General features: G+C 41.4%; 12 protein-coding genes. 9 read left to right on the plus strand and 3 right to left on the minus strand.

Going from position 1 to position 12,019, the window contains the following annotated elements:
* The first annotated feature begins 101 nt into the window (after positions 1-101).
* From CWC18_RS14925 to CWC18_RS14955, 7 genes are all read left to right on the plus strand, one after another.
* Complete coding sequence (locus CWC18_RS14925; RefSeq protein WP_138591526.1) at positions 102-944, plus strand: isopenicillin N synthase family dioxygenase; 843 nt, start codon at positions 102-104, stop codon at positions 942-944.
* A gap of 330 nt (positions 945-1,274) precedes the next feature.
* Positions 1,275-2,186: an N-acetylglucosamine kinase gene (gene nagK, locus CWC18_RS14930; RefSeq protein WP_138591525.1), complete on the plus strand. Its 912-nt coding sequence runs from the start codon at positions 1,275-1,277 to the stop codon at positions 2,184-2,186.
* Entirely contained in the window at positions 2,186-3,310 is a 1,125-nt protein-coding gene (gene nagA / locus CWC18_RS14935; RefSeq protein ID WP_138591524.1) for an N-acetylglucosamine-6-phosphate deacetylase, read from the plus strand. The genes nagK and nagA overlap by 1 nt, the downstream gene beginning before the upstream one ends.
* Positions 3,311-3,374: 64 nt before the next feature.
* Positions 3,375-4,502, plus strand: a complete 1,128-nt coding sequence (nagX, locus tag CWC18_RS14940; RefSeq protein WP_138591523.1) for a transmembrane glucosamine N-acetyltransferase NagX — start codon at positions 3,375-3,377, stop codon at positions 4,500-4,502.
* A gap of 239 nt (positions 4,503-4,741) precedes the next feature.
* Entirely contained in the window at positions 4,742-5,536 is a 795-nt protein-coding gene (nagB, locus tag CWC18_RS14945; RefSeq protein ID WP_119861902.1) for a glucosamine-6-phosphate deaminase, read from the plus strand.
* Positions 5,537-5,688: 152 nt separating this feature from the next.
* On the plus strand, positions 5,689-6,603 hold the full coding sequence (nudC, locus tag CWC18_RS14950) for an NAD(+) diphosphatase (RefSeq protein WP_171041124.1): 915 nt from the start codon (positions 5,689-5,691) through the stop codon (positions 6,601-6,603).
* Between the two features lie 10 nt (positions 6,604-6,613).
* Positions 6,614-7,783 (plus strand): cystathionine beta-lyase, encoded by a 1,170-nt coding sequence (locus CWC18_RS14955; protein WP_138591522.1) that lies wholly within the window; start codon positions 6,614-6,616, stop codon positions 7,781-7,783.
* A 68-nt stretch (positions 7,784-7,851) separates the two neighbouring features.
* On the opposite strand, the gene bcp is transcribed toward CWC18_RS14955, so the two are convergent.
* Both bcp and CWC18_RS14965 read right to left on the minus strand, forming a co-directional pair.
* A complete protein-coding gene (gene bcp, locus CWC18_RS14960) occupies positions 7,852-8,325 on the minus strand; it encodes a thioredoxin-dependent thiol peroxidase (protein ID WP_138591521.1) in 474 nt (157 codons plus the stop codon).
* 11 nt (positions 8,326-8,336) lie between these two features.
* The gene (locus tag CWC18_RS14965; RefSeq protein WP_138591520.1) at positions 8,337-8,870 is read right to left on the minus strand and encodes a glycine cleavage system protein R; all 534 of its coding nucleotides are present in this window, start codon (positions 8,868-8,870) and stop codon (positions 8,337-8,339) included.
* Between the two features lie 347 nt (positions 8,871-9,217).
* On the opposite strand from CWC18_RS14965, the gene bamC reads away from it, so the two are divergent.
* Both bamC and CWC18_RS14975 read left to right on the plus strand, forming a co-directional pair.
* Positions 9,218-10,279 (plus strand): outer membrane protein assembly factor BamC, encoded by a 1,062-nt coding sequence (gene bamC, locus CWC18_RS14970; protein ID WP_138675579.1) that lies wholly within the window; start codon positions 9,218-9,220, stop codon positions 10,277-10,279.
* Between the two features lie 64 nt (positions 10,280-10,343).
* Positions 10,344-11,717 (plus strand): YjiH family protein, encoded by a 1,374-nt coding sequence (locus CWC18_RS14975; protein WP_138591518.1) that lies wholly within the window; start codon positions 10,344-10,346, stop codon positions 11,715-11,717.
* A gap of 39 nt (positions 11,718-11,756) precedes the next feature.
* On the opposite strand, the gene CWC18_RS14980 is transcribed toward CWC18_RS14975, so the two are convergent.
* Entirely contained in the window at positions 11,757-11,918 is a 162-nt protein-coding gene (locus tag CWC18_RS14980) for a DUF2897 family protein (protein ID WP_138591517.1), read from the minus strand.
* Positions 11,919-12,019 lie beyond the last annotated feature (101 nt).

The following is a 12,019-nucleotide window of genomic DNA, read 5'->3' on the forward strand; positions in this document are numbered from 1 at the left end:
GCTCGCGAGCAATAATAGATTATTTAAATTGATTACTTCAGCCATAAGAATTGGTATTGAATGTGATTTATTGATCACGCAACAATCTGGGTGGAACCATTATGCAACTACTACCAACAGTCGATTATCGAGCCTCTGACGCCGCATCTCAATTTGTCGAATCTCTTCGTAATACAGGGTTCGGTGTTTTAAAAAACCACCCGATCCCACAATCGCTCGTCGAATCCATTTATAAAAATTGGCAGGTGTTTTTTAATTCAGAGCAAAAGCATGAATTTTTATTTAATAAAAACACTCAAGATGGTTATTTCCCACCTGATGTATCGGAAGTTGCTAAAGGCTTCACCGTTAAAGATATTAAAGAGTACTTTCATGTTTATCCAAAGGGGCGTGTACCTGCTCAGTTAGAAGTGGAGATCCGCGAGTACTACCGTTTAGCTAATGAGTTTGCAGCAGAGTTGCTAAGCTGGGTTCAAGCGCAAGCGCCTGAAAATGTGCGCTCTAAATTTTCAATCGATCTAAAAGACATGATTGCTGAGTCAGAGCAAACGCTACTACGCATTTTACATTACCCGCCAATGACTGGTGACGAGGAACCAGGGGCTATTCGTGCCGCTGCACATGGAGATATTAACCTGTTAACTGTATTACCTGCTTCTAATGAACCAGGCTTGCAAGTACAGAATAAAGACGGCGGTTGGTTAGATGTACCATGTGATTTTGGTTCATTAATCATCAATATTGGGGATATGTTGCAAGAGGCGTCTGGAGGCTACTTTCCATCAACGATTCATCGAGTAATTAATCCAACAGGTAAGGGGTCTGAAAAATCTAGGATATCTTTGCCATTGTTTTTACACCCTCGTCCAGATGTGGAGCTATCTGAACGTTACACTGCAGACAGTTACTTACAAGAACGTTTGCAAGAACTCGGTGTAAAGTAAGCTTAGCTTGTAATCAATAACGAAAAAAAGCCAATCTTAAGGATTGGCTTTTTTATGAAGAAAGTAAAAATCGCCGTAATTTTAAGCTATATGTTAGGTGGAGTCGTCAGTAATTGTTATTTCTTTGCTTGATTTCAACAAATTAGGTAAATTTTTCCTGACAATAATCTTAAGATGTGCAATATTAGATTTTTTCAATATTGTTCGTTTTTAAAAAAAAAGTAATGACAACGCTGTCATTTTATGTGTAACATTAATTCAACATGACTAAACGCTCAGTAAAGAAATAAATAAAATTGAGCCAAACCCCATTTTCATAGAGGTCGCAACATGATGGCTAAACAGGTGCAACAAGACCAATTATATATAGGTATAGACGGCGGAGGGACGAAATGCCGAGCCACTATCTATTCTTTAGAACACGGTGTGCTAGGCACTGGTTTAGGTGGTCCAGCAAACCCGTTGCACGGTCTTGAACGTACTCTCGAGTCTATCATGATCTCAACACAGCTCGCTTTGCAAGATGCGGGATTACACGTAGAACAAGTCCATTCGCTCAATGCAGGCCTAGGACTTGCCGGTGTTAACTTACCTGCATTGTATGACAAAATTATGCAGTGGGATCACCCGTTTCAACAAATGTTTTTGACGACGGATCTTCATACAGCCTGTATTGGTGCTCACGAGGGTGAGGATGGAGCTGTAATAATAACAGGAACTGGTTCGTGTGGGTTCTCGTTAGTGAGTGGAAAAACAGTTAATTTTGGTGGTCATGGTTTTGCTCAAGGTGATATGGGTAGCGGCGCTTGGATGGGCTTAGAAGCTGTGAAAGTAGCATTGCTTGATTTGGATGGGTTAGGTCAGTCAACACTCTTGTCTGGCTTATTACTACAGCACTTCAATACAGAAAATGCAATGGGCATTGCAGAGCAGATGGCAGGTCAACCATCAAGTGGCTACGCTAAATTAGCGCGTTTTGTGTTTAGTGCTGCAGAGCAGGGTGATGCGCTTGCGTTAGCAATTGTAAAGCAAGGTGCAGAGTATATTAGTCGTTTAGCGCAGCGCTTATTAGACAGTGGCCCTCCTCGGTTGTCTATGATTGGTGGCTTAGCTGAGCCATTAAATAAATGGCTTGCCCCTGAGATTGCTGAAAAAGTAGAACTACCCAAGCAACCGCCAGAAATGGGTGCGATATACTTTGCAATAAACTCTGTTGAGCAACAATTAAATAAGGTCAAGTAATGTCTAGGCAATTATATCGAGCAAAAAAGTTATTTGACGGCAATACATTCATCAGCAACATGGTATTTGCTGTTGAAGATGGAAAGATTGCATATCCACATGATGAATTAAGCACTGACTTAATTGAACTTGATGGATTAGTTGTACCTGGCTTTATTGATGTGCAAGTCAATGGTGGTGGTGGGGCATTTTTTAATGCTGAGCAAACAACTAGTTGCTTAGCTAAAATGGTGTCTGCACATGGCCAATTTGGCTCGACAGCACTTATGCCAACGCTCATTACTGACAAAGTGGAAGTAATGGCTAAAGCGGCAGATGCCACGGCAGAAGCGATTGCCAATGGGCAAGCAGGTGTGCTGGGTATTCACTTTGAAGGTCCACATTTGTCACATCCTAAAAAAGGCACCCATAGCGAGCAATATATTCGCTCGATCACAGAGCAAGAGTTTGAAATTTATGCTCGACAAGACTTAGGCGTGAAAATGGTTACACTGGCGCCTGAAACAGTGCCATTACAAGACATTGAAAGGCTTGTTAGCTTAGGCGTAAAGGTGTGTGTAGGCCATTCAAATGCCGATTACCAAACAACGATGAATGCATTACATGTTGGTGCTGATGGGTTTACTCACTTATTTAATGCAATGTCAGCATTTACCTCAAGAGAGCCTGGCGTTGTTGGTGCTGCGTTATGGGATGATAACTCATGGTGTGGATTAATTGTTGATGGACATCATGTTCATAGCACATCAGCCAAGCTTGCGCTTAGAGCTAAGCAGCGTGGAAAAATAATGCTAGTGACTGATGCGATGCCACCAGTCGGCACTGATGATATGGAGTTTGACTTCTTTGACGGGCGAAAAGTGATCCGCACGGGTGATAGACTAAACTCAACAACGGGTGAACTTGCGGGCAGTGTCCTTGATATGGCAAGTGCCGTTCGTAATACGGTAAACTGGCTTGATGTGCCGCTATCGGAAAGTTTACGTATGGCATCACTTTATCCAGCAGAGTATTTAAGTTTGAAAACGAAAGGCCACCTACGTGATGGTGCTGACGCAGATTTTGTTGTGTTAGATGACCAGATTTATACTCAAGCGACCTTTATCGCTGGAAAACAGATTTAACTCTCCCTGAGAAAAACCCCGCTGAATTAATCGCGGGGCTTTTTTGTTTTTAAGGCAGCAAAATATGACAACAAAAACTGAAAAAAAACGCTTAGCTTCGCTTGATGCACTGAGAGGCATGGATATGTTCTGGATTTTAGGCGGTCAGTCTATATTCGCAGCATTATTTGTATTGACGGGTTGGCAAGGTTGGAAAGTATTTGAGGCCCATACAGTGCATAGTGCATGGCATGGATTTACATTTTATGATCTAATTTTTCCTCTCTTTATTTTCTTATCTGGTGTTGCTATGGGGTTATCTCCCAAGCGCATTGATCATTTGCCTTTCTCTGAACGTCGGGGCTATTACAACAAAGCGTTAAAGCGGCTGTTTTTATTGTCGGCCCTTGGAGTGCTTTATAATCATGGATGGGGCGTTGGAATACCAGCTGCGTTAGATGAAGTACGTTACGCCAGTGTATTGGGGCGCATCGCAATCGCATGGTTTTTTTGTATGCTTTTAGTGTGGCACACCAGCTTACGGATGCTAGCTTTAATTGGCGGCGGTGTGCTGGTCGGCTATTGGGTGCTGTTATGTTTCATTCCTGTGCCGGGCGGAATTGCTGGGGATTTGTCAGCTAAGGGGAGTTGGAATGCTTGGGTTGATTCAATCTTTTTACCTGGGATCAGCTATCAAAATAGACCTGTAGACCCTGAAGGTGTTTTATCTAGTTTACCTGCTATTGTGAACGCGATTGCAGGTGTATTTGCAGGGCGACTTATTGCACAAGCACAAAATGTGGGTCAATGGCATACTGTCGGAAGGTTATTTCTGTTTGGGCTTGTTTCGTTAGGCCTTGGCTGGTTATGGGATTTACACTTTCCTGTAAATAAAGAATTGTGGACTAGCTCATTTGTACTTGTGACAGTGGGTTGGAGTGCCATACTGTTGGCAGCTTTTTATGCTTTGGTTGATGTACTTAATGGTCAGCGTTTTGCTTATCTATTTGTGATTATCGGCGCAAATTCCATTATTATTTATTTAGCATCATCATTGGTCAATTGGGCGTTTGTGTCGCGTAGCGTATTTGGTGGTGTTATCAGTGGTTCACCAGCGCAATGGCAGCCGTTCTTGAGTGTAGTGGCATTACTGGCTGTACAGCTAATCGTTTTACACTGGATGTATAAACGTAAAATATTTGTCAGTGTGTAAATAAGTTTGCCTGTGAAGTCCGCGCCACATGCGGACCTCACATATTTGAATATGTAATTCCAAAAACTTTCTTCACTTTTACTTTACAAATACTTGTTTTCTGATAATAATGACAGCGTTGTCATAATGGTAATAACCTAAACTTCTATCGTTTTTAGGTTTGATCTGACCTTACTTTGATTGCACGCGAAGTGAGGCTCAGATCCCATTTTTCCTAATTTATAAATCGAGCCCACATTATGCAAATTGTTATTCTTAATGACGCAATCGAAGTTGCAGCCTATGGCGCAGATATTTTTACCGCTCAGTTAAATCGAAATGCAAGGTCCATTTTAGGCTTGGCTACAGGCTCAACTCCTGTTGCTTTATATCAAGCATTGATTGAACGTAATCAAGCTGGAGATGTGAGCTTTAAAGAGGCTACGTCTTTTAACTTAGATGAATATCTTGGCTTAGATGGTAGTCACCCACAAAGTTACCGTCACTTTATGAATAGTCAGCTTTTTGATCATATCGATATAAATAAAGCGCACACATATGTTCCACCGGGAGATGCAAAGAATCCGGTTGCCGCATGTCATGAGTATGAAGAGAAGATTGCAGAAAAAGGCGGGATTGATATTCAGTTGCTAGGTATTGGCCGTAATGGACATATCGGTTTTAATGAACCTTCGTCTGGATTAACGTCAAGAACCCGTGTTAAAACACTAACCAAAGCAACGATTGATGATAATGCACGTTTCTTTAAACCTGATGAATATCAGCCTCATTTGTCTATTACAATGGGTATCGGCACAATTTTAGACGCTAAGAAAGTGGTTTTATTGGCAACAGGTGAAAATAAAGCTGAAGCCATTCAGGCGATGATTGAAGGTCCATTGACTGCAGCTTGTCCGGCATCTGCACTGCAAATGCACCGAGATGCCGTTATTGTTATTGATAAAGCAGCGGCAAGCAAACTTAAAGATATTGAGTTTTACCAACATATTGAAGCTGAAAATCAGAAGCTTCAAGCTTATTTAGCTTCTCTGTAGTGTAAAAAATTACACTGTAGTTTTAAGCCCGAAAGGGCTTTTTTTTGATCTATTGCTCCAACTTCTTTGGAACACTCTTAATCTCTTGAAATAGTTTTGCTTTATCCTCTGTTATGATAGCGTTGGGCTAAATATTTAACAGGGAACCGTCTGTGCTACATTATACCGAAATGCATTTAAATCGTGCTTCTAGTGAGCGAAAAAGTAACGATTGGATCATTGCGCAAATGCGCGGTGATAGCCACTGGCTTTTGATAGATGACGACAAAAATTTGGTAGACACTGAGACATGCCAGCTCATTACGTTATCATTCAGTGAAGTCAAAGAGTTTCATTTAGATAATGCAGTATTTCTCGGACTTGATGGTCAGGAAAGTTATTTTGCGTTAGATATTAGTAAGAGTGCGAATAAAGATCATCTGACACTCCCTCACGGCGCACATTTTGTGGATATGCGTCAGGTCGGCCCGCAATTACCACCAACTATGGCGTCTGTTGGTGTGTTAGCTAAAGGGCTGTGCTATTGGCACAATACACATCAGTTTTGCGGCCGTTGTGGGACTAAAAATATAAGTGTTGAAGCTGGGCATGCCCGTAAATGCTTAAATCCTGAGTGTCGACATATGACATTTCCTAGAACGGACCCCGCAGTCATAATGTTGGTAACACATATGTTCAGCGATGGTATAGAACGCTGTTTACTTGGTCGTCAAGCTCAATGGCCTGATGGGGTTTATTCGACGTTAGCCGGGTTTGTAGACCCTGCTGAGACGCTTGAACAAGCTGTTATTCGAGAAGTTAAAGAAGAAGCAAATATTGACGTTGCAGAAGTGAAATATTTGGCTTCTCAACCATGGCCATTCCCAAGCTCTTTGATGCTGGGTTTTATTGCGAAAGCAACGACAACCGATATTGCTGTTGAACAAGATGAACTTGATCATGCACAATGGTTTTCCCGTTCAGAATTAGACGCATTTTTAGAGTGGGGAGTGGATGCACCAGGTTTTAAGTTAACACGTAAAGATTCAATATCTCGCTATCTTCTAGAACATTGGCGAGCATCTTAAAGGTTAAAATATGAAGAAGAATACAAAATTGATCAGTTCTGGTCGAAAGAGCCAGTATACGCACGGGGTTGTAAATCCCGTCGTGCAAAGAGCCTCGACCGTGGTGTTTGATTCCGTTGCTGAATTACATGAGGCAGTTAAAGGGCGGGGTAATCGTACGTTGTTTTATGGGCGTAGAGGCACGCAAACACATTACGCGCTGCAAGATGCTATTATGGAGTTAGAGAATGCTGCAGGGTGTGCGTTATATCCATCAGGTGCCGCTGCCATTAGTCAATCTTTACTGTCGTTTTTAAAATCAGGCGATCACTTACTCATGGTGGATACTGCTTATGAGCCTACGCGGGACCTATGCGATAAGATTTTATTAGGGCTAGGGATCACGACGACCTATTATGACCCTATGATCGGAGCTGGAATTAAGGCTTTAATACAGCCTAATACTCGGGTGCTTTTTTTAGAGTCTCCTGGTTCCATAACTATGGAAGTACAAGATGTACCAAGTTTGGTTGCGGTTGCCAAGCAATATGATTTAATTACGATGCTAGACAATACATACGGCAATGGCTGGCATTACAAACCGTTGGATCATGGTGTTGATATTAGCATTCAAGCAGCGACAAAATATATTGTGGGTCATTCCGATGTCATGATGGGGGTTGCGGTTGCAAATGAAGCGCTGTGGCCAACATTAAGAGAGCATTCATATCTACTCGGTCAGTGCACATCAGCCGATGATGCGTATTTGGCACTGCGTGGGTTACGTACTATGCCGGTAAGATTAGCACAACATGAAAAAGCTGCATTAAAGGTGGCGCATTGGTTGGAAACTCACCCGCTGGTGGATCATGTGCGTCATCCTGCATTGCCGAGTTGCCCAGGGCATGAGCATTTTATACGTGACTTTACGGGGAGTAATGGACTATTTTCTTTTGTTATGAAGCAAGGCAATCAAAAAGCGATTAACGCATTTTTAGATGGCTTACAGCATTTTAAAATGGGTTTTTCTTGGGGCGGATATGAAAGTCTCGTCACTGCGAATAAGTCGATGGCGGCTCTGCGCACGACAACAGGGTGGCAGGATGGTCCAATAATTCGTTTGCATATTGGTTTAGAAGATGTAGAAGATTTGATTACTGACTTGCAGCAAGCGCTAGAAATATATGAAAGTCATTGTTAAGTAATGAGATTATTAACCTAAAGGTAAGCATTCACACTGAGTTGTGAATGCTTACTGCACAGCATTTTTTAGCTGTTGCTGCTTATGTAGTCAAGCACAACTTGGTGATGCTCTTTGGTCTTAAATTTATTGAAAACATGCTTTATGGTGCCGTCTTTAGCGATTAAAAAGCTTAGGCGGTGAATGCCATCATACTCTTTACCCATGAACTTTTTTAACCCCCAAACACCAAAAGCATCAGCAATGGCGTGGTCTTCATCTGACAATAAGTCAAAATTCAGTTCTTTTTTGGTTTCGAAGTTTTTGAGTTTCTTCACTGGATCTGGGCTTATACCCACAGCAACAGTATTTAGCTGAGCGAGTTGTTCTTTATGATCTCGCAGCTGCTCCGCTTGTACGGTGCAACCTGGTGTCAGTGCCTTTGGGTAAAAGTAAACTAAAACTTGATGTTCGGTCAGCAAGGTTGCAAGCTCTACCACTTCGTCATTTTGGTTTTTTAAAGAAAATAAAGGGGCGTTATCGCCTTCAGTGAGTGTATTCATTAATGTTTTCCTTAGCGAATGCGTCTTAGTACATAGTCTACGTTGAGTACACCAGAAAGATCTTCAAATTTAATCTTAAATGCGTCAACGTCAACATCTGTTGGAATATTTATTTCAAGCTCACAACGCATATGAGTTTCGTCTGCTTCTTCATATGTATCTGACTTTAATGAACAAATATTAATACTTTGTTCCGCAAAAAAACGCGTTATTTTACTCAGTGTGCCGGGCATATCAATACCATGGTATTCAAGGGTATACCCTGCACTGAAGTTACTATGCTGATGAGCGCTTGTACGCTTCATCATGGTGAGTAAGCCAAGTTCCATACCCTTTACGGGCAGCGTATGCTCAACACGGCTAATAGCTGACATATCGCCACTGAGGAGCATGATAAAGGTAAATTCATTACCTAAAATAGCGATGCGGCTGTCTATTATATTGCAGTGACAATCACTGACTAACTGGGTCAACTCACTGACAATACCTGAGCGATCTTCACCGATGGCTGTTAATACCAGTTGTTGGTTTTCAAAAGCAGTCATTCAAGGTGCCTAAATTTATGCCTATACCACTGAATGCCATAAGACAATCTAGCAATACGACGAATAATTGATATTTAACCAAAAATAGTACCATAGTTGGCGCATAAACACATGGTTGATTTTGTTATAAGGGCTTTAAATATGCAATAAATTAACGGCTTTCTTGTGTTTAGTGGCTTGGGAAAGTACCATAGTGTCGTTTTTTCGTTTGTATAGGCTAAGTGCTTCACTAATAATGTCGCAATCTTGATATAGGCGTAAATTTATATTTTACAGTGAACCAAATCAGCATTCCTCACTCATAGTAATGAATTAAAATATAACGGGTTTGCTAAGGAGAATAATCAGTGCAGTATTGGATCCCTAAAGCGTTGACAGTTGGTGTGATTCTTGGTTTGTCTGGGTGTAGTGTATTTGTTAACGACGCGCATAATGAGCGGAACTACCGTGTTAATGATGCAGTTAAAGCACCAGTTCAATTAGAGCAACCATATCAAGATCCAACATATAAAATGGATGTGGCAACGTTTAAAAATGACCCAGAGGCGAAGAGTTTCCGTCCACCACAGCAAGTACTAACACTTGCAGCTGGTAGTTGGGTTGAAGAAAATGAAACTGTTGCGCGGGTCTATTTTGATAAAAATGATGGCATTGATGATTTAAATCAGTTTATTTTTCAAGCGATTGATAGCGTTATGCTCAATAACAAAACGGCTATATCGCGGGATAAACTGACTGAAGGTGGTGTTGATACGGATTGGTATTCTTTAATTCAGCCAGTTGATGGTTGGTTTTGGGAAGATAAAAAACTAGTTTCTGAGCAACGAATTAAGTTCGTTATTGAGCAAAAAGAGCATCAACGTACAGCGTCATTAAAGGCCGAGTTAATCGATTATCGTAGTGATAGTCAACCTCTTAGTGAGTTGTTGCAACAACAATTAGAGGTGAGGGCTTTAAATGAAGTTATTGCTGAGTTTGATTACCTATATCGTTTGCTGCAAGTTGAGCTTCGCAAGCAACAAGGTGTATTGTCTTTGAATCTTGGGTTTGATGATAAAGGCAATGGTGCTTTGATTACAGAGCAAAGCAATGAAGCTGTGATAGATAGGTTTACAGGGTTTTTGGAGCGTATAAACTTTACTGTCATTAAGATTGATCGTGAGTCAGGCTTAGTATCTGTGCGTTATGAAAAGCCAGATGATAGTGTTTGGGATTCAATTTGGGGTGATGATGTATTATTGTTGCCTTTAAGCAGCGGTGATTACACGATCCGTGTTGCGAAAACGAAAGAAACGACTACTTCGTTGACTTGGCGTGACGCAGCAGGCGATGTTTTAGACTCTGAAGTGATGGCGCAATTACAGCAATCATTATTGCTGGTGCTTCGCGAGAAAGGGTTAACTATTTAATCATTCTGTTTTTAAAAAAGAAAAGAGCTTAGGCTCTTTTCTTTGTTTTTGTAGGCAAAATATAATGACAACACAATTGAGTGGCGATAAGTCTTTGGACCTTCGCACATTATTCGCTTTTATTGTCCCATCGTTAATCGGTGTTTTTCTATTTATGACTCCGGTTGCGATTGGCGAGGCAATGACCATTCCGATTGCAGTGATGGCTAAATCTTTACAGGCTTTTGTTGCTCCTTTTATCAGTGAGCTGATCCTTGGCATCATTTGTTTAACCGGCCTGATGAGTGCTGTTATTAAAGTGGTAAAACCTAATTGGTTAGAAAGAGTACCATTAGTACAGCATCTCTTTGATGTGAGCTGGATATGGTTAATAACGCGGTTGTTTGGGGCTGCGTTTATAATTATGACTTTCTTTAAAGTTGGTCCTGAGGTTATCTATTCAGAACATACGGGTGCTTTGGTTTTAAACGACCTATTACCCGTATTATTTTCAGTGTTTATTTTAGCGGGCTTATTACTCCCTTTATTATTGAACTTTGGGTTATTGGAGTTGGTTGGAACCCTACTCACACGTGTTATGCGCCCCTTGTTCGGTGTACCGGGCCGCAGTGCTGTGAATTGTGTGGCATCATGGTTGGGTGATGGCAGTGTGGGTATATTGATGACGGCGCGTCAATATGAAGATAAGTATTATACTCAACGAGAAGCGGCTGTCATAGGTACAACCTTTTCGGCAGTATCAATTACATTCTGTCTTGTTGTTATTGGCCAGGTCAAACTAGAGCACTTGTTTGCACCTTTTTATTTGACTGTTTGTTTAGCGGGTCTGGTTGCTGCGATCATTGTGCCGCGCTTACCGCCGTTACGGTTTAAAAAAGATATTTATATTGATGGAACGCCCGTTGATGTCGATGCTGAGTCAGTCCCAGAAGGGAAGACCCTATTTACTCACGCACTCGACGTGGCTTTAGCGAAGGCGAGAAAAGCGCCAGGTGTCAAAGGTACTTTACAAGAAGGAGTGACGAATGCACTTGATATGGTTTTTGCTGTCTTACCTGTTGTGATGGCTGTGGGGACATTTGCACTGATAGTGGCTGAACATACCAGTATATTCCAAATTTTAGGCACGCCATTCGTACCGTATTTAGAGCTGTTACAGGTGCCTGAAGCCGCGCAGGCTGCGCAAACAATTGTGGTTGGTTTTGCCGATATGTTTATCCCTTCGATATTGGCGGCCAGTAGTATTGACAGTGACGTCACTCGCTTTATTGTTGCGGCAATGAGTGTAACTCAATTGATTTATATGTCAGAAGTAGGTGCTTTATTACTTGGCAGTAAAATACCAGTTAATCTATTCGAGCTATTTGCTATTTTCGTCCTGAGAACGTTAGTGACTTTACCTGTGATAGCATTGATGGCGCATTGGTTGGTTGGATAGCCAGAGCATAGAATAAACTAGACAACAGAGGAAAGGCGCTTAATCAGTGTCTTTTTTTTTGTCGTCACTGTGAAGCTGTTTGTTTAATTTCTTTTTAACTTCAAACTTAGTGGCATATTTCAATAATGCGATATTGCTCCAAATAATACCGAGTACGCCTGCGATGATTAAGATGACTTGCCAAGTTTCTAACTGCTGCATATGGTTCTCCGACTTACTAATAATCCTTATTGTACTGTGCTTTGGCTAAAAAGCGAGTGCCCAATGTGGCGCCCGCTAACAATGAATTAAATCAATGTAAA

The organism is Pseudoalteromonas aurantia (genome assembly GCF_005886875.1).
Taxonomy (GTDB): domain Bacteria; phylum Pseudomonadota; class Gammaproteobacteria; order Enterobacterales; family Alteromonadaceae; genus Pseudoalteromonas; species Pseudoalteromonas aurantia_A.

What these genes read in the sequence shown, in the direction of transcription:
- CWC18_RS14925 (WP_138591526.1), top strand. Translation starts at nt 102, where the DNA reads ATGCAACTACTACCAACAGTCGATTATCGAGCCTCTGACGCCGCATCT.
- nagK (WP_138591525.1), top strand. Translation starts at nt 1,275, where the DNA reads ATGATGGCTAAACAGGTGCAACAAGACCAATTATATATAGGTATAGAC.
- nagA (WP_138591524.1), top strand. Translation starts at nt 2,186, where the DNA reads ATGTCTAGGCAATTATATCGAGCAAAAAAGTTATTTGACGGCAATACA.
- nagX (WP_138591523.1), top strand. Translation starts at nt 3,375, where the DNA reads ATGACAACAAAAACTGAAAAAAAACGCTTAGCTTCGCTTGATGCACTG.
- nagB (WP_119861902.1), top strand. Translation starts at nt 4,742, where the DNA reads ATGCAAATTGTTATTCTTAATGACGCAATCGAAGTTGCAGCCTATGGC.
- CWC18_RS14955 (WP_138591522.1), top strand. Translation starts at nt 6,614, where the DNA reads ATGAAGAAGAATACAAAATTGATCAGTTCTGGTCGAAAGAGCCAGTAT.
- bcp (WP_138591521.1), bottom strand. Translation starts at nt 8,325, where the DNA reads ATGAATACACTCACTGAAGGCGATAACGCCCCTTTATTTTCTTTAAAA.
- CWC18_RS14965 (WP_138591520.1), bottom strand. Translation starts at nt 8,870, where the DNA reads ATGACTGCTTTTGAAAACCAACAACTGGTATTAACAGCCATCGGTGAA.
- CWC18_RS14975 (WP_138591518.1), top strand. Translation starts at nt 10,344, where the DNA reads ATGACAACACAATTGAGTGGCGATAAGTCTTTGGACCTTCGCACATTA.
- CWC18_RS14980 (WP_138591517.1), bottom strand. Translation starts at nt 11,918, where the DNA reads ATGCAGCAGTTAGAAACTTGGCAAGTCATCTTAATCATCGCAGGCGTA.